Raw genomic sequence first — 15,901 nt, forward strand, 5'->3', positions numbered from 1 at the left:
GTAAGGGCCCTAGGAACGGAATAGACGGCTGTATTGGCGCTCATGGGCCATACACGCCAGGGACAGGCCGAAAGGGGCGCTGCCGTAATGCTCGGGATCGATTTGAGTGGCGTGGTGTTGAGCTTGTTGAAGGAGCGGCACCAGTTCGCTGGTCAGGCGCTGTGCGGCTTGCTGGCCCAGGGGCAAGGTTTTCATCAGTACCGCCAGTTGGTTTTCCAGCCAGCTCCACAGCCACGCGGCCAGCGCATCCTGCGGGCTGATCTGCCAGGCGCGAGCGGCCAGGGCCCAACCAAGCGCCAGATGTGGCTCGGGACGCTGCTGGAGAAACCTGCGGGCCGCCTCATCGAGTTCCGGCAGGCCATTGAGCAGTTGCTGAAGGGAATAGCCCATCTGCCGGCTTTCCTGATGCAGCTCACGGGTTTCCCGGCTGGCGCGATGCTCTTCGCAGCGGTGCAGCAACTCGCCCCAGTTCTCCTCCACGGCGGCCACGCAATGGGCGAGCAGCAATGGCGCTTCAAAGCGTGCCAGATTCAACAGCAACTGATCGCTGATCCAGCGTCGGGCACTGTCGGGATCGTTGACGCGGCCGTTATCCACCGCCATTTCCAAGCCTTGAGAATAGCTGTAGCCGCCAATCGGCAGTTGCGGGCTGGCCAGGCGCAAGAGCGCCCAGGCCGGGTTCACAGGCGCACACCGAACTGGTGCAGTTTCGGCGCGTAGTTGAAGTCTTCGTCGCCGTGGCGCGAATGGTGGTGGCCGCCGCCGTATGCGCCGTGTTCAGGCTGGAACGGTGCTTCGATCGGTTCGACCTGTGCGCCCAGCTGTTCGAGCATGGCCTTGAGGACGTAATCGTCGAGGAGGCGCAACCAGCCGTCGCCGACTTGCAGGGCCACGTGACGGTTACCCAGATGATAGGCGGCGCGAGTCAGTTCAAAGGCGTTGGCGCAGGTGACGTGCAGCAGCTGCTCCGGACGTGCGCAGACGCGGACAATGCGACCGTCTTCGGCGTGCAGGTATTCGCCGTCATACAGGGGAGGCTGGCCGCGCTCCAGAAACAACCCGACGTCCTCGCCCTCGGCACTGAAACAGCGCGAACGGCTTTTGCTTCGGGCCTCGAACGTCAAGTGAAGCTCGGCGGCCCACTCAGGTTGAGGGTCGATTCTGCGATGAATCACCAGCATGGGATGACTTCCAGCAATGGACAATGCTCAGGCTAGAGCAAGGGGCTTGCCAATAGCGGGAAGTGTAGGAAAAGGCTGTGGGAAATGTAGGACGTGTGCGGTTGGGATATTTTTTTTTGATTGAAGTTGGTGCGTTGATTTTTCTGATGCCCTTCTTTGGGGCGTCATTAAGAGAGCGCAGCGTACGGTAGCTCTTGCAGGGGGCGTGCTGCGATCTTCCTATGGATTACTCGGTGCTTCCGAGTCCCTGCCAGTGCTTGAGCCCAATAAAAATAAAGCGCAACTGCTGGGTGATCTTCGCTTGCGGCGTCAGATGTTCGGGCAACGCTTCGGCAGGCGGGTCGATGATGTCCGGCAGGGTGGCGAATACGCTTTTTACGATCAGATCGGCCATGACGCTCAGGTCAGCGATGCCCAGATGTTGCAGTTTCGGCATCAACGACAGATCAGCCGCCAGGTCCGAACTGATGTCTTCGCGCAGTCGGCCGATCGCCAGACGCACCGGCACCGAGCCGCCGTATTGCTCGCGAGCGAGAAACAGGAACTGTGAACGGTTGGCGCTGACCACGTCGAGGAAGATCCGCACGGAAGCATCGATGATGCCGCCCATGACGAACTCATTGTGCCGCACCAGGCGGATGGTTTCGCGAAAGGTCTGGCCGACTTCGCTTACCAGCACCAGGCCCAGCTCATCCATATCGGCGAAATGACGATAGAAACCGGTGGGCACTATGCCGGCGGTTTTCGCCACTTCGCGCAAGCTCAGGCTGCCGAATCCTCGGCCGCCGTCCATCAAGCGCCGGGCGGCGTCCATCAGGGCGTTACGGGTCTGTTGTTTCTGTTCGGCGCGGGGCAGCATCGCAAGGTTTTTCTGCAAAGGGAGAGCGGCGCACTCTAGCAAATCGGCTTTGCCGGCGTCGAACGACTATGGGGGATCACGCGGGGAAGGGCGGTGTTGAAAAATCAAAGCCCAATCCGGTGATTGGGCTTTTTTTCTGAGCGACCATGGGCTTAGCTCAGAGTGCTGTTGCGTTCGATTACGCGATCACCACCACCTTCAGCAAGGGTCTGGCCTTGTGGAGTGCGGTCCGAACCATCGGCGGCAAGGGTCTGGCCTTGTGGAGTGCGGTCCGAACCATCGGCGGCGAGGGTCTGGCCTTGCGGGGTACGGTCGGAACCGTCCTGAGTGATCAGGCCTTTTTCTTTCAGGCGATCATTACCGCCTTCGGCAAGGGTCTGGCCCTGTGGGGTGCGATCGGAACCATCAGCGGCGACCGTTTGGCTGAAAACCGAGTGGCTGTCTTTGACCTGGGGAGTGGCCTGGTCGGCGGCGGGCAGGGCAAAAGCGCTGCTGGCCAGCATCGAGAGGGTAAGGCTAAGTAGTAGTTGGCGTTTCATGATCGGGTGCTCCTCGTAAGGGCTTGAAAGTGGCTACGAGGGCAATGCTACTCTCGATAAATCGATATAAAAGTTCATAAACGCAATGGTAATAATCAACGGAATTGATTGTTTGCCCGCGGGGCTCTAGGTCGGGCGTTCCGGTCGCGGGCTTCGCCGTGAAATGGCTGTTTTCGACCTGGCTGTGTCTCACAAAAATAAGGGCTCGGTGACGCTGCAAGAACTCATTGGTCAGCATTTGACTCGCAGATTTACGCGATATCGGTTAAACCTGCGGAGCTTTTACCAGTCGTAGATTGCATGGCGGGCCGTTTCTGGCTCACCGTTTCATAGGTGCGCCGCGGTCATGGCGCCCAGTCGTATCAGGAGTCCTGTGCAATGACGCGCACCCGTAAAGTACTTTCCTGGACCTTCGCCAGCCTTTTTGCCCTGCTGGCAATTCTGGTACTGGTCATCGTGTTCTTCGATTGGAACCGGATCAAACCGAATATCAATGCCAAAGTCTCCGAGGAGCTGCACCGTGCGTTTGCCATCAACGGCAACCTCGCGGTGGTCTGGCAGCGCGAACCTGATGAAGGAGGCTGGCGCGCCTGGGTGCCTTGGCCGCATGTGGTAGCGCAGGATTTGAGCCTGGGTAACCCGGACTGGTCGAAGGCGCCGCAGATGGTCACCCTCAAGCGCGTCGAACTGCGCATCTCGCCCTTGGCGTTGCTCGCGCAACGCGTGGTCATTCCGCGTATCGACCTCACCGAACCCAATGCCGAGCTGCAGCGCCTGGCCGACGGGCGTGCCAACTGGACGTTCAAATTCGATCCCAAGGACCCGAATGCCGAACCGTCGAACTGGGTAGTCGATATAGGTGCAATCGGCTTCGACAAAGGCCATGTCACCCTTGATGACCGGCAGCTGAAAAGCCAACTCGATGTGCTCATCGATCCTTTGGGCAAGCCGATCCCGTTCAGCGATATCGTTGGCGACAAAACGGCAAAAAAGGTCCTGGAGAAGGGGGCAGCGCCGCAGGATTATGCGTTCGCCCTCAAGGTCAACGGCCAGTATCACGGCCAGAAGCTGACGGGCCAGGGCAAGATCGGCGGTTTGTTGGCCTTGCAAGACTCGAACAGACCGTTTCCGCTGCAGGCGCAGGTGAAGATCGCCGATACCAGCGTCGAGCTGGTCGGTACCCTGACGGACCCGCTGAATCTCGGCGCCCTGGACCTGCGCCTGAAACTGGCGGGCACCAGCCTGGGCAATCTTTACCCGCTGACCGGCGTGATCCTGCCGGATACGTCCCCCTACACCACCGACGGTCACCTGATCGCCAGGTTGCATGAGGCCGGTGGTGCGGTATTTCGCTATGAGGAGTTCAACGGCAAAATCGGCGGGAGTGACATCCACGGCAGCCTGAAATACGTCGCCAGTCAGCCACGGCCGAAACTCAGCGGCTCGCTACTGTCCAATCAATTGTTGTTTGCCGATCTGGCGCCGCTGATCGGGGCCGATTCCAATGCCAAGCAACAAGCCCGTGGCGGTGACAGCAAGCAACCGGCGGACAAGGTGCTGCCAGTCGAAGAGTTCAAGACCGAGCGCTGGCGTGATATGGACGCGGATGTCGAATTCACCGGCAAGCGTATCGTCCACAGTGAAAAGCTGCCGTTCAATGACCTCTACACCCACCTGGTGCTCACCGATGGTGTGCTCAGCCTGGAGCCGCTGCGCTTCGGTGTGGCCGGCGGCAAGCTGGATGCGCAGATTCGTCTCAACGGCCATACCGATCCGCTGGAAGGCCAGGCAAAACTCACTGCCAGGGGGTTCAAGCTCAAGCAGTTGTTCCCGACCTTCGAGCCGATGAAAACCAGTTTCGGCGAGCTCAATGGCGATGCCGATATCAGCGGGCGCGGCAACTCGGTGGCGAAATTGCTGGGCAGCGCCAACGGCAAGCTGAAAATGCTGATCAACGACGGCGCCATCAGTCGCGAGCTGATGGAGTTGGCGGGGCTGAATGTTGGCAATTACGTGGTTGGCAAGATCTTCGGCGACAAGGAAGTGAAGATCAACTGTGCGGCTGCCGATTTCGACATCAAGAGCGGTCTGGCGACCACGCAGCTGTTTGTCTTCGATACCGAGAACGCAATCATCTATATCGATGGCACGGCGAATATGGCGACCGAGCAGTTGGACTTGACCATCACTCCGGAATCCAAGGGTTGGCGTTTGATTTCGTTGCGTTCACCGCTGTACGTGCGGGGCAAGTTCATCAAGCCCGATGCTGGGGTCAAAGCAGTGCCGTTGATTTTGCGTGGTGCGGGAATGGTTGCGCTGGGTGTGATTGCCGCACCGGCGGCGGGCTTGCTGGCGTTGGTGGCGCCGAGCGGCGGAGAGCAGAATCAGTGTGCGCCGTTGCTGGAGCAGATGAAGGAAGGAAAGGCACCGAAAACAGTGAAGGGTTGAAGGCCTGCGGCTGTCCGCACAAGGAATGTTTAAGGGGCGCCTATGCGCAGTAATGGGCCGCAGGTTCTTCAATGCAGAGTCAATCGCTGGAGTCAGTTTCAGTTTCAGTTTCAGTTTCAGGAGTAATGGCGTGGAACAAATGGGTCCGCGCCTTGCTACCGAGTTTAGCGAACACCTGGTTTCTAATTGAGGCGTACTTGTCCTCAATCAAACGAGTGCTCCACAAGGACGTTTCGATATCTCCGAGGATGAGCGTTTCACGGATCGGTTGCTCAAGGAAGGTTATGTCTACCTTTTTAGAGGTTTCGAGTGATAATTGAAGCGAAACGATTTTTTTGTTTTCGCAGACAATCGTCAAGAGAGTAGTCACGTTGAACGACGGGAACTCTTCGAGTGCAGGTGGTTTTTCTGTTTGAATCCTGCTCAGGAACGCATTGCTGGCGGGCGACTCGCTGGGGAGTTGCGTGACGATCGATAATGCAGTTTTAAGTTGTTGTAGCTGTTTTTCGCTTAGTTCTTCGGATAGAGCGTTGGTCGCAATTTTTAGCACGCTGGATGGCGATTTTGGACGGCGGCTATTTTTGAATTTCCCAGATTCCCAGAACAGCCTTCCTAACGAGGTCGTATAAGAAGAGAGCCAGCGCTCGGCGGTCCCGTTAGCTATTAAACTTGCCAGTAAGGATGCGTGCAGAATATTTTCTTTGAAGTGCTCTGGGTGTAGACCGAGGAATAGGGTTATGTGCCCGTCGACTATATAGATGTCGGGTGATAATGGTTTCATGTGATTCTGCGCTAATGAAATTGGATTTGGTTGGCGCTGAGGTCGTAATCAAAAAACCTCGGCGCCATTTTTAACTGGGCTTTATTGGAAGCCTGGGATGCCGTCAAGGAATTCGTCAGCGGCGTTCCCCAACTTTTCAAGAACCTTGTTTCGGACCCTGCCGTACAGTTGAGTGTTGAGATAAACGGGGGTGGCCATTGATTTTACGGCGGTGGATTTAGTGGTCGATTTCCACCAGAGAATACCCCGGGAGCTTTCCTTTACATCTACACTTATGTAGCTGAGAATCATCATGGGAGAGCCTTCCCGGGTTTGCCAGACCGGAGAAATGTCAAAGTTGGCGTCATAGCCTGTTTGTGCATTTCGCTCATAGATTTTGATCAGCCCGTCGTCCCCTTTAACGCCTTCCACGGCTTTGCCGGCCAGTTGCGCCAAGCGTGGTGCATTTGCGCCAACCAGGTTTTGAAGGATGTCAAAGGCTACACCGTCCATTGTCAGGCCTGTTCTTTGTATTACCTTGTTCTGATTGTTGATTTTGCTGTATGTCCAGCCGAGGGTACGCAGACCCTGTACATAATAGTCGTACCACTGCTCCAGTTCTTTTTTGATGTCATACTTCTGTGAGGCGGCGTTTTGCATCAGCAGTTTACAGTTATCGACGTCATCGCGGTTTTGAGCAGATACTCCTGCCACGTAAATATTCATCATGTCCGGGCCGACAGTGCCGCTTTCCTTGGATGGATCAATCGGCAGACTGTCAGGTGCTGAGGAAAATGCTCGAGGTTTTACTGTTTTTGGTAGTGCTGGTAACGAATCGATGAATTCAAGCTGGTCTTCAAGATACATGGGTATAGTCCTTTATGGAATTATGCAGACGTCTTGTCTGTGTTTTAAATATAAGGATTTCGTATTTTAAATCTACTGTGCGATTGTAACTTGATGCTCGTGTGTGGGGGGGTGCAAGATGATCTGCTGGTCAATAAAAAAAGGCCTGATAGCAAATTAATTGCGATAAGGCCTGGTTGCTATCAGAGATCTTTGAGTATGTCCGCCATGTCATCCGCATGCTCTTCTTCCTGAGCCAGAATATCCTCAAAGATGCGTCTGGTAGTCGGGTCTTTTTCGCCAATGTACTGAATAATCTCGCGATAACTGTCGATGGCAATTCGCTCGGCCACCAGATCCTCGTAGACCATTTCCTTGAGCGAGTTACCCGCCACGTACTGAGCATGGGAGTTTTTCGTTAGTGTGTCAGGGTTGAACTCCGGTTCACCTCCCAGTTGCACGATTCGCTCGGCAAGTCGGTCGGCGTGTTCACCTTCCTGTTTGGCATGTTCGAGGAATTCTTCAGCAGCGACGTGAGCTTTTAGGCCACTGGCCATGAAGTAGTGGCGTTTGTAACGCAGCACGCAGACCAGTTCGGTGGCCAGCGACTCATTGAGCAGGCGTAGTACTTCCTCAAGGTTGGCACTGTAGTCCTCGGTCACGGCGCCGTTTTCGACGTTCTTGCGCGCACGTTCGCGAAGGGTGGTTACGTCAGACAAATGCATGTCACTCATCTCGTTCTCCTGGAGGCTAACCCGGTTTGCGTCACGCCTCTGAGGACGTGATCGCTACTTAAGGTGTGAGTGATGACTCCGGCGAAAAGTTTTATGAGATTTTTGGCAACAGATCGAACCCCCCGGGTTCAGCCTGCAGCCTTGCAAAACGGCCCGAAATTCATCGACATTGCGGATGTCGTGGAGGGCGTCGTGCAGTTGCAGCAAGGCATTTGACATAGACTTGTCATCTTCGCTGGCGATGCTTGGCTGATGTCTTGCATCGCGCCTTGCGTCACCCACCGATCACAAGGATGTTCGCCCATGTCGCAAGGTTCTGCTGCGCGCTATCCGCTGGTGCTGGTCCCGGGAATGCTCGGGTTTGTCCGTCTGCTGCTCTATCCGTACTGGTACGGGATCGTCGAGGCGCTGCGCCGTAATGGTGCGGTGGTGTTTGCGGTGCAGGTCTCACCGCTCAATTCCACCGAGGTGCGTGGCGAGCAGTTGCTAACTCACATCGACGAAATCCTCCGGGAAACCGGAGCCGCGAGGGTCAATCTGATCGGCCACAGCCAAGGCTCACTGACTGCCCGCTATGCCGCGGCCAAGCGCCCGGACCTGGTCGCATCGGTCACTTCGGTGGCGGGGCCGAATCATGGCTCGGAGCTGGCGGACTATCTGCACAAACACTACCCCCATGACAGCGTCAAAGGCCGGCTGATGAGTTTCCTGCTACGGCTGATCGCCTCGTTGATGGGCCTGCTGGAAACCGGCTATCGCGGGCCGAAGCTGCCGGTGGACATACATGCCTCCCATCACTCCCTCACCACCGAAGGCGTGGCGCTGTTCAACCAGCGTTATCCACAGGGATTGCCTGATACCTGGGGCGGGCAAGGGCCGGAGGAGGTCAATGGCGTACGCTATTACTCATGGTCCGGCACCTTGCAGCCGGGCAAGACCGACAAGGGGCGCAACCTGTTTGACGGTACCAACCGCAGTTGCCGGTTGTTCGCCAAAACCTTCGTCCGTGAAGCCGGGCATTGTGATGGTATGGTCGGGCGCTACAGCTCGCACCTTGGGACGGTGATTGGCGACGAGTATCCGCTGGATCACTTCGATATCGTCAATCAATCGTTGGGACTGGTGGGCAAGGGGGCGGACCCGATCAGGTTGTTTGTCGAGCATGCGGCACGATTGCAGGCAGCCGGTGTTTAACAGGAAGACCGCGATGCGTCAGGTCAGGCTAACGCTGACCTTGCGGCCTAATACAGTGGTCCAGCGCTCAGAAAGAATCACCCCGCCCAGGGTCAACATCCCCCCCACCAAGTGATACATCGCCAGCTGCTCATGCAGCACCACCGCCGCAATCAGCGCGGTAATCAACGGCAGCAAATTGAAAAACAAGGTGGTCCGGCTCGGCCCCAGGCGTATCACGGCCTGCATCCAGGCCAGCGGGGCAACCATCGAAGCCAGCAGGCAGGCGTACAGCACCAGCGGAGTGTTCTGCAGGGTCAAGCCGGCCTTCTCTGAGAAAAGGAACAGCGGAAACAACACCACCACCGCTACCAGCACCTGCAAATACAGGAGTACCAGCGGCGGCAGTTTCAGCTGCCACTTCTTCAGCAACGTGCTGTAGACCGCATAGGCCAGGGTGGCGATCAGCATCATTGCGTCTCCGAGGTTTACCCCGTGCTCCAGTAGCGTGTCGAGGCTGCCCGAGGACACCACCACCAGCACACCGGCGAACGACAACACGGCACCCGCCAGCGCGCCGATGGTCAGGCGCTGACCGAGGCTGATGATTGCCATGGCCAATGACATAAGTGGCATCAGCGACAGGATAATGCCCATGTTCGTGGCCGAAGTGAGGCTTGCGGCGAAGTAGGCCAGGCTCTGGTAGACGGCCATGCCGAGAACGCCGAGGACAAAGACCTTGCCCAGGTTCGGGCGGATCGCCGGCCAATGGTTCAGCACTGGCTTGAGCATGAAGGGGGTGAACAGCAGGCCGGCGAGCAGCCAGCGGTAGAAGCCGATCTCGGCGGGGAAGATCGCCCCGGCTGACATCTTGGTGATCACGGTGTTGCCGGCCCAAATGAAAATGGCCAGCAGGGGATAAGCGTATTGCATGGGAAAAACCAGAACGTTAATGAGGGGCAATTATCCGCTTGTCTGGATACAAGCCTATACTTCTATCCAGACAACCCGCCCCTGATTTCGGACAGCATGAACAGTAAGCACATTGACCTGCTGGATTTCAGCGAATTGCCGACCCCGGTATATTTCCGCTATGCCGATTTCGAAACCCACGAATACGCCTCGGCACACCGCCACCCCTGGGGGACCCTGGAGTATTCGGCCAACGGCGTGTTGCACATGGAAATCGGCAGCAGCCGGTTCATGTCGCCACCGCAATATGCAGTGTGGGTACCACCCGAAACCGAGCACAGTTTCTACAGTAACCAGCCAATCAACTATCGCGCCGTGTGTCTGGCGCCGACCCTTTGCCGCGATCTGCCAAAACAGGCCTGCACCCTGGCCATCAGTGACATCCTCAAGGCAATCCTCAAGGACTTCGCGGCCCGCGACGTGAAAATCCCCGACTGCGATGCGGACCAGCGCCTGGCTCAGGTACTGGTGGATCAACTGCAACAAGCGCCGGTGCACGAGTGTTATTTACCTTACGCCAGCAGCTCCGGATTGCTCGGGGTTCTGCAAGCCTTGCAGGCCGAACCGGGCGATAACCGCCCCCTGGCGGAGTGGGCCGCAAGCATTCATGTCAGCGAACGTACGTTGGCGCGCCAGTTTGTCCGTGAGTTGGGCATGAGTTTTGGTGAGTGGCGCCAGCGCTTGCGCTTTCTGGCGGCCATAGAAGCTCTCGATAGTCATCGCAGCATTCAGGAAGTGGCTTTCGACATGGGCTACAGCAGTGGCTCGGCGTTTATTGCGATGTTTCAGCGCCAGGCCGGCTGCACGCCGGAGCAATATCGGCGCAGCCAACTGGAGAACAGGAAGGCGTAACCGGGGTTGTCTACACTCCTAACCATGCTGCCCCCCTTGCTGCTACGACCAGGAGAAAACTCCATGAAGATCTTGCGTGTCCCGCTGTTGATGATTGGTTTGCTACTGTGCTCCCAGGTTTTCGCCACCACGCCCCAGCAGGAGAAAATGACCACCTGCAACGCCGAAGCTTCTGCAAAAAGCCTTAAAGGCGATGAACGCAAAGCCTTCATGAGCACTTGCCTGAAGGTGGCACCAGCAGTTGAGGAAGCCGGTACTGCCCTGACCCCTCAGCAAGAGAAGATGAAGTCCTGCAATGCCGACGCCACCAGAAAAGTCCTCAAGGGCGATGAGCGCAAGGCGTTCATGAGTAGTTGCCTCAAGAAATAAAGCCAGGCGCGAAGATGCGGGGGACGGTCAGGGGGCGAGTGCATTTACTTGAACCCCGACAAAGGTCGACCCACACAATCCCTAGTGCTTACAAGGGATCGCTGGCAGACTGCCAATCCTTTTTACGCCGTTTGTTTTTGAGGCTGTATGCCAACGTTTTCTCAGCGACAAATCTTGCTGGTCATCAGCTGGGTCATCATTTTTGGCGGGCTTCTACTGGTCCTGCCCCTGCGGTTGCTGCCCAGCTTGCTGGCCGGGTTGCTGGTTTTCGAACTGGTCAACATGCTCACCCCGCAATTGCAGCGGCTGATCGAGGGTCGGCGTGCGCGCTGGCTCGCGGTGGCGTTACTGGGAACCTTGATTGTCAGTGTGCTGACGCTGATCTTTGCCGGCGCCTTCAGCTTTCTGCTGCACGAGGCGGAAAACCCGGGTGCTTCGCTCGACAAGTTCATGGGGGTGGTTGATCGCGCGCGCGGACAGTTACCGCCGTTCATCGACGCTTATCTGCCGGCCAGCGCCGCCGAATTCCGCGTGGCGATTGGCGAGTGGGTGAGCAAGCACCTCAGCGATCTGCAATTGGTCGGCAAGGATGCAGCGCACATGTTCGTGACGTTGCTGATCGGCATGGTGCTGGGTGCGATCATTGCCTTGCAGCGAGTGCCTGACCTGACCAAACGCAAGCCGTTGGCCGCTGCACTGTTCGATCGGCTGCACCTGCTGGTTCAGGCGTTTCGCAACATCGTGTTTGCCCAGATCAAGATCTCCCTGCTCAACACCTTCTTCACCGGTATCTTCCTGGCGGTCGTGCTGCCGATGTTCGGCATCAAGCTGCCGTTGACCAAGACCCTGATCGTGCTGACCTTCCTGCTCGGCCTGTTGCCGGTGATTGGCAACCTGATGTCGAACACCCTGATCACCATCGTCGGGATGTCCCTGTCGATCTGGGTCGCCATGGCCGCGCTGGGTTACCTGATTTTTATCCACAAGCTTGAATATTTCCTCAATGCACGCATTGTCGGCGGGCAGATCAGTGCCAAGTCGTGGGAGTTGCTGTTGGCGATGCTGGTGTTCGAGGCCGCGTTCGGCCTGCCGGGGGTGGTGGCGGGGCCGATTTACTACGCTTATCTGAAGAGTGAGTTGAAGCAGGTGGGAATGGTTTGATCTGCTGTTGATCTGATTGTGGCGAGGGGGCTTGCCCCCGTTCGGTTGCGCAGCAACCGCAGTCAGTTGAATCAACACATCTGACAGTATGCGGTGTCTGGTTTCGGGGCTGCTGCGCAGCCCGACGGGGGCAAGCCCTCTCATCACAGGGTTGCAGATCAGTCCATGGAGCCGTAGCGTTTCGCCGCCTCAATCGCCAGGCCGCTGCCGATACTGCCAAAGATGTTCCCTTCCACATGCCGCGCATTCGGCAGCATCGCCGAGACACTGTTGCGCAAGGCCGGAATCCCGCTCGAACCACCGGTGAAGAACACCGTGTCCACTTGATCGACCCGCACGTTGGCGTCATTGAGCAATTGCGTCACGCTGTTGCGCACCCGCTCCAGCAGGTTGTCGATGGCCGATTCGAACAGGGCGCGGCTCAGCTCCACGCTCAGGCCCGCCTCTATGCGATCCAGCGGCACATGGCGGTGCTCAGCGTGGGTCAGCTGGATCTTGGTTTCTTCCACTTCCATCGCCAGCCAGTGCCCGGCGCGCTGCTCGATCAGCTTGAACAGGCGATCGATGCCGCCGGTGTCTTCGATGTCATAGCGCATGCTGCCCAGGGCCAGCTGGGATTTCTGCGAGTACACCGAGTTGATGGTGTGCCAGGTCGCCAGGTTCATGTGGTGGCTGGTCGGCATGTAGGCACCACTTTTCATCCGGCTGCCGTAGCCGAACAGCGGCATCAGGCCGGCCAGCGAGAGCTGTTTGTCGAAGTCGGTTCCGCCGATGTGCACGCCGCCGGTGGCGAGGATGTCCTCGTGGCGGTTATCCACAGCCCGGCGCTCCGGCGACAGGCGTACCAGCGAGAAGTCGGAAGTACCACCGCCGATGTCCACAATCAGGACAAGCTCTTCTTTTTCGATGGTCGACTCGTAGTCGAACGCGGCGGCAATCGGTTCGAACTGGAAAGACACTTCCTTGAAGCCGATCTTGCGGGCCACATCCACCAGGGTGTCTTCGGCTTCCTTGTCGGCCATCGGGTCATCGTCAACGAAAAACACCGGACGGCCCAGCACCACTTCTTCGAATTCCCGACCGGCGGCGGCTTCGGCGCGGTTCTTGAGCTGGCCGATGAACAGGCCGAGCAGGTCCTTGAATGGCATGGCCGTACCCAGGACGCTGGTGTCGTGCTTGATCAGCTTCGAGCCCAGCAGGCTCTTGAGCGAGCGCATCAGGCGGCCTTCGTAGCCCTCCAGGTACTCGTGCAGCGCCAGCCGGCCGTACACCGGGCGGCGTTCCTCAATGTTGAAGAAGACCACCGAAGGCAGGGTGATCTTGTCGTCCTCCAGCGCGATCAGCGTTTCCATGCCGGGGCGCAGCCAGCCGACGGTGGAGTTGGACGTGCCAAAGTCGATACCCACGGCACGGGCTGGAGATGCGTTGTTCATGTCTTTCAGGTTCCGGTTAAAAAACGGCCGCGCAGTGTATGTCAGAGTGCGACAGATTCGAAGGCCGACTATCTGCTAAATCTCGCAGCGCTATGTCTTGAAAGACGCGTCGACACCCCCAAACTACCCTGCATCAACCGGACAGCCGCGCGACTGCTCGCAAGAAGCACCGCCTGCTGCCGATAAACTTCTTCTGCGCCGGCCGGTCACAACATTGAGATCGGGCAGACCAAAGGCTGCAAACAAGCGCATGCTGTGGCCTGTGGCGCGATTTTTAACGGATGGTGATTCCCGCGATGGATTTCAAAGACTATTACAAGATTCTCGGTGTGGAACCGACAGCGGACGACAAGGCGATCAAGGCCGCCTATCGCAAGCTGGCGCGCAAATACCACCCGGATGTCAGCAAGGAAAAGGACGCCGAAGCCAAGTTCAAGGATGCCTCGGAAGCCTATGAAGCACTGAAAAGTGCCGACAAGCGTGCTGAGTACGATGACTTGCGCCGCTATGGCCAGCACGGTCAGCCGTTCCAGGGACCACCGGGCTGGCAGAGCCGTGGCGGTTTCGGTGGCGGTGGTCAGGATACGGGCGATTTCTCGGACTTTTTCAGTTCGATCTTCGGCAACCGTGGCCCTGGTTTTGGTGGTGGTGAACAGTCACGTCGCAGCACTGGACGTCGAGGGCAAGACGTGGAAATGGAACTTGGGGTTTTTCTCGAAGAAACACTGTCGACCGAATCGAAGAAAGTCACCTTCCAGGTGCCGCAGTACAACGCGGCCGGCCAGCATGTGAGCAACACCAGCAAAAGCCTGAACGTGAAGATTCCGGCCGGCGTGACCGATGGCGAACGCATCCGCCTCAAAGGGCAGGGCGCCCCGGGTGTCGGTGGCGGCGCCAATGGCGACCTGTACCTGACGATCCGTTTTGCGCCGCATCCGAAATACGATGTCGAAGGCGAAAACCTGATCATCACCCTGCCGCTGGCACCGTGGGAGCTGGCCCTGGGCGCTGAAGTCGCGGTGCCGACCCTGACTGGCAAGATCAACCTCAAGGTCCCGGCCGGCAGCCAGAATGGCCAGCGCATGCGCGCCAAGGGCCATGGCCTGATGAACAAGGCTGGCGAGCGCGGTTATCTGTTTGTGCAGTTGAAGGCGGTTATGCCGAAGAAATCGGACGACGACATCAAGGCCCTGTGGCAGGAACTGGCGAAAAAAGCCGCATTCGATCCGAGAGAGAACTTTTGACCCTATAGAACAAGGAGTCACTGACCATGAGCAGTCCCCTGATCGTTCAACTGGACCTGGCCGAATTCTGCGAGGCGACCGAGCTGTCGGACGTCTACGTGATCGAAATCGTCGAGCACGGCATCCTCGAACCTCAGGGCACGCTGCCCAAGGATTGGCGCTTCACCGACTACGAACTGACCCTGGCCAAACGCGCCGCCAAGCTGCGGCGCGATCTGGAACTGGAATGGGAAGGGGTTGCGCTGGCGCTGGATCTGCTTGAGGAGGTCCAGCAGTTGCGGGCGGAGAACCGGATGCTCAAGCAGCGGCTGGGGCGGTTGGTGGTGGACTAAGGCAGCGTGAAACGACGCCATGCTTGGGGTACGCCTGGAGTTTGAAGTCTTAAATGCTCAATGCCCCCTTCTGGCATTGTTTCCGAAAGTGACCATTTCGACACTGCGATGTGACCAAGAGCCATCAGGGTTTCGACTCATACTGTATTGACGGACTATGTTTTGAGAAATCCTTCTCGTCGGAGGAAGAGGCGGTACGTCTGGGTCTGTTGCTCTGATTCCATCGATAGTAAATTCTGCAGGTCGAGTTCTGACTCTTCCGGGCTGACCCGAATTCGACGGCACCACTATTGCACCCCTGACCGTGCGTGGTTGCATATACGAAGACGGGTTTAACGACGCATGCTCTCTCAGTGCGGCGGCCTCATCATACGAGGGCAGTGCCGATTCTACATACGGAGGCGGCGGATCCATTGCATCGCCAGCGGATGGAGAATGAGTCCCAGATGATCCCCTCCTTGGAGCAGGAACATAGACATTCGCGTCAGTTGTTATCAGGGGACGTGCAGCAGGGGGACGGGGAGGTGGAGATGTAGATCTACGTCTGACGACATTAAAAAAATTTCTGATACGCCCCGTCGGATCCGAAAAATTCACCGGATCCCCCAAACAATACATATACGCATTCAACCCTCCCTTCCCAAAAGGACTCAAATCGTCCGGACTATGAAAACGCATCAACACCGGGCTGTAAGCCCTGTAGCCATTGCCCAGTAAATACCAGCCAATGTTCGATTCGCGCAGTTCGCCGTTGAAGCCCAGGCGTGTGGCAACCTCCTGTCCCGCGGACCGCTCGCCGTAGGCGGAATAGGCAATAGGGTTTGGCCTGCCTCCGGCGATTTCGGCGATCACGGAATTACTGGCGTCGGTGGCCAGCATCAGGGTACGTGGCTGGGGAGAGGTGTTGCTGCTATCAACATTTGATGGGGGCATGACGGCGTCCTCCTTGTCGGTTTCTCGACTGGTTCGAACCTGCAGCATTACTCAGCTCCCAGCCG

Annotated in this window: 18 protein-coding genes; 8 read left to right on the forward strand and 10 right to left on the reverse strand. The window is 57.6% G+C overall.

Translation table 11 applies throughout. The annotated features are described in order from the left end of the window. Positions 1 to 9: 9 nt before the first annotated feature. From KW839_RS25005 to KW839_RS25020, 4 genes are all read right to left on the reverse strand, one after another. Positions 10 to 684, reverse strand: coding sequence for an urease accessory protein UreF (locus KW839_RS25005; protein WP_060542773.1), 675 nt, complete (start codon positions 682 to 684; stop codon positions 10 to 12). Further along, positions 681 to 1,181 (reverse strand): urease accessory protein UreE, encoded by a 501-nt coding sequence (gene ureE / locus KW839_RS25010; protein ID WP_218425763.1) that lies wholly within the window; start codon positions 1,179 to 1,181, stop codon positions 681 to 683. Before ureE ends, KW839_RS25005 begins: the two co-directional genes overlap by 4 nt. A 226-nt stretch (positions 1,182 to 1,407) precedes the next feature. Next, the gene (locus KW839_RS25015) at positions 1,408 to 2,040 is read right to left on the reverse strand and encodes a TetR family transcriptional regulator (protein WP_060542775.1); all 633 of its coding nucleotides are present in this window, start codon (positions 2,038 to 2,040) and stop codon (positions 1,408 to 1,410) included. Positions 2,041 to 2,192: 152 nt separating this feature from the next. After that, positions 2,193 to 2,579, reverse strand: a complete 387-nt coding sequence (locus tag KW839_RS25020) for a hypothetical protein (RefSeq protein ID WP_218425764.1) — start codon at positions 2,577 to 2,579, stop codon at positions 2,193 to 2,195. A gap of 378 nt (positions 2,580 to 2,957) precedes the next feature. Between KW839_RS25020 and KW839_RS25025 the strand changes: the two genes are divergently transcribed. Next, complete coding sequence (locus KW839_RS25025; protein ID WP_218425765.1) at positions 2,958 to 5,027, forward strand: AsmA family protein; 2,070 nt, start codon at positions 2,958 to 2,960, stop codon at positions 5,025 to 5,027. Between the two features lie 79 nt (positions 5,028 to 5,106). On the opposite strand, the gene KW839_RS25030 is transcribed toward KW839_RS25025, so the two are convergent. From KW839_RS25030 to KW839_RS25040, 3 genes are all read right to left on the reverse strand, one after another. Then, the gene (locus tag KW839_RS25030; protein ID WP_218425766.1) at positions 5,107 to 5,808 is read right to left on the reverse strand and encodes a hypothetical protein; all 702 of its coding nucleotides are present in this window, start codon (positions 5,806 to 5,808) and stop codon (positions 5,107 to 5,109) included. Between the two features lie 81 nt (positions 5,809 to 5,889). Then, positions 5,890 to 6,654: a hypothetical protein gene (locus KW839_RS25035; protein WP_218425767.1), complete on the reverse strand. Its 765-nt coding sequence runs from the start codon at positions 6,652 to 6,654 to the stop codon at positions 5,890 to 5,892. A gap of 182 nt (positions 6,655 to 6,836) precedes the next feature. After that, positions 6,837 to 7,367 (reverse strand): bacterioferritin, encoded by a 531-nt coding sequence (locus tag KW839_RS25040; protein ID WP_060542780.1) that lies wholly within the window; start codon positions 7,365 to 7,367, stop codon positions 6,837 to 6,839. Between the two features lie 72 nt (positions 7,368 to 7,439). Between KW839_RS25040 and KW839_RS25045 the strand changes: the two genes are divergently transcribed. Together KW839_RS25045 and KW839_RS25050 are read left to right on the forward strand one after the other, a co-directional pair. Then, a complete protein-coding gene (locus KW839_RS25045) occupies positions 7,440 to 7,583 on the forward strand; it encodes a hypothetical protein (protein WP_156465524.1) in 144 nt (47 codons plus the stop codon). Between the two features lie 87 nt (positions 7,584 to 7,670). Continuing rightward, positions 7,671 to 8,561, forward strand: a complete 891-nt coding sequence (locus KW839_RS25050; protein ID WP_060542781.1) for a triacylglycerol lipase — start codon at positions 7,671 to 7,673, stop codon at positions 8,559 to 8,561. 18 nt (positions 8,562 to 8,579) lie between these two features. Here the strand turns inward: KW839_RS25050 and KW839_RS25055 are convergent, their stop codons facing one another. After that, positions 8,580 to 9,473 (reverse strand): DMT family transporter, encoded by an 894-nt coding sequence (locus KW839_RS25055; protein WP_060542782.1) that lies wholly within the window; start codon positions 9,471 to 9,473, stop codon positions 8,580 to 8,582. A gap of 96 nt (positions 9,474 to 9,569) precedes the next feature. On the opposite strand from KW839_RS25055, the gene KW839_RS25060 reads away from it, so the two are divergent. From KW839_RS25060 to KW839_RS25070, 3 genes are all read left to right on the forward strand, one after another. Beyond that, the gene (locus KW839_RS25060) at positions 9,570 to 10,364 is read left to right on the forward strand and encodes a helix-turn-helix transcriptional regulator (RefSeq protein ID WP_060542783.1); all 795 of its coding nucleotides are present in this window, start codon (positions 9,570 to 9,572) and stop codon (positions 10,362 to 10,364) included. Between the two features lie 63 nt (positions 10,365 to 10,427). Beyond that, positions 10,428 to 10,733, forward strand: coding sequence for a PsiF family protein (locus KW839_RS25065; protein ID WP_060542784.1), 306 nt, complete (start codon positions 10,428 to 10,430; stop codon positions 10,731 to 10,733). Between the two features lie 147 nt (positions 10,734 to 10,880). Beyond that, entirely contained in the window at positions 10,881 to 11,894 is a 1,014-nt protein-coding gene (locus tag KW839_RS25070) for an AI-2E family transporter (protein ID WP_060542785.1), read from the forward strand. Positions 11,895 to 12,052: 158 nt separating this feature from the next. Here KW839_RS25070 and KW839_RS25075 read toward each other — a convergent pair whose 3' ends face one another. Further along, complete coding sequence (locus KW839_RS25075) at positions 12,053 to 13,327, reverse strand: Hsp70 family protein (RefSeq protein WP_218425768.1); 1,275 nt, start codon at positions 13,325 to 13,327, stop codon at positions 12,053 to 12,055. Between the two features lie 296 nt (positions 13,328 to 13,623). Between KW839_RS25075 and KW839_RS25080 the strand changes: the two genes are divergently transcribed. Next, positions 13,624 to 14,571, forward strand: coding sequence for a DnaJ C-terminal domain-containing protein (locus KW839_RS25080; protein ID WP_060542787.1), 948 nt, complete (start codon positions 13,624 to 13,626; stop codon positions 14,569 to 14,571). Between the two features lie 26 nt (positions 14,572 to 14,597). After that, complete coding sequence (locus KW839_RS25085; protein WP_218425769.1) at positions 14,598 to 14,903, forward strand: chaperone modulator CbpM; 306 nt, start codon at positions 14,598 to 14,600, stop codon at positions 14,901 to 14,903. Positions 14,904 to 14,960: 57 nt separating this feature from the next. Here the strand turns inward: KW839_RS25085 and KW839_RS28190 are convergent, their stop codons facing one another. After that, entirely contained in the window at positions 14,961 to 15,884 is a 924-nt protein-coding gene (locus KW839_RS28190) for an RHS repeat-associated core domain-containing protein (RefSeq protein ID WP_218425770.1), read from the reverse strand. Between the last annotated feature and the right edge of the window lie 17 nt (positions 15,885 to 15,901).

This window comes from Pseudomonas sp. PDM31, assembly GCF_019218965.1.
GTDB lineage: Bacteria > Pseudomonadota > Gammaproteobacteria > Pseudomonadales > Pseudomonadaceae > Aquipseudomonas.

What these genes read in the sequence shown, in the direction of transcription:
- KW839_RS25025 (WP_218425765.1), top strand. Translation starts at nt 2,958, where the DNA reads ATGACGCGCACCCGTAAAGTACTTTCCTGGACCTTCGCCAGCCTTTTT.
- KW839_RS25060 (WP_060542783.1), top strand. Translation starts at nt 9,570, where the DNA reads ATGAACAGTAAGCACATTGACCTGCTGGATTTCAGCGAATTGCCGACC.
- KW839_RS25040 (WP_060542780.1), bottom strand. Translation starts at nt 7,367, where the DNA reads ATGAGTGACATGCATTTGTCTGACGTAACCACCCTTCGCGAACGTGCG.
- KW839_RS25020 (WP_218425764.1), bottom strand. Translation starts at nt 2,579, where the DNA reads ATGAAACGCCAACTACTACTTAGCCTTACCCTCTCGATGCTGGCCAGC.
- KW839_RS25015 (WP_060542775.1), bottom strand. Translation starts at nt 2,040, where the DNA reads ATGCTGCCCCGCGCCGAACAGAAACAACAGACCCGTAACGCCCTGATG.
- ureE (WP_218425763.1), bottom strand. Translation starts at nt 1,181, where the DNA reads ATGCTGGTGATTCATCGCAGAATCGACCCTCAACCTGAGTGGGCCGCC.
- KW839_RS25050 (WP_060542781.1), top strand. Translation starts at nt 7,671, where the DNA reads ATGTCGCAAGGTTCTGCTGCGCGCTATCCGCTGGTGCTGGTCCCGGGA.
- KW839_RS25085 (WP_218425769.1), top strand. Translation starts at nt 14,598, where the DNA reads ATGAGCAGTCCCCTGATCGTTCAACTGGACCTGGCCGAATTCTGCGAG.
- KW839_RS25080 (WP_060542787.1), top strand. Translation starts at nt 13,624, where the DNA reads ATGGATTTCAAAGACTATTACAAGATTCTCGGTGTGGAACCGACAGCG.
- KW839_RS25045 (WP_156465524.1), top strand. Translation starts at nt 7,440, where the DNA reads ATGACTCCGGCGAAAAGTTTTATGAGATTTTTGGCAACAGATCGAACC.
- KW839_RS25055 (WP_060542782.1), bottom strand. Translation starts at nt 9,473, where the DNA reads ATGCAATACGCTTATCCCCTGCTGGCCATTTTCATTTGGGCCGGCAAC.
- KW839_RS25075 (WP_218425768.1), bottom strand. Translation starts at nt 13,327, where the DNA reads ATGAACAACGCATCTCCAGCCCGTGCCGTGGGTATCGACTTTGGCACG.
- KW839_RS25065 (WP_060542784.1), top strand. Translation starts at nt 10,428, where the DNA reads ATGAAGATCTTGCGTGTCCCGCTGTTGATGATTGGTTTGCTACTGTGC.
- KW839_RS25030 (WP_218425766.1), bottom strand. Translation starts at nt 5,808, where the DNA reads ATGAAACCATTATCACCCGACATCTATATAGTCGACGGGCACATAACC.
- KW839_RS25035 (WP_218425767.1), bottom strand. Translation starts at nt 6,654, where the DNA reads ATGTATCTTGAAGACCAGCTTGAATTCATCGATTCGTTACCAGCACTA.
- KW839_RS28190 (WP_218425770.1), bottom strand. Translation starts at nt 15,884, where the DNA reads ATGCTGCAGGTTCGAACCAGTCGAGAAACCGACAAGGAGGACGCCGTC.
- KW839_RS25070 (WP_060542785.1), top strand. Translation starts at nt 10,881, where the DNA reads ATGCCAACGTTTTCTCAGCGACAAATCTTGCTGGTCATCAGCTGGGTC.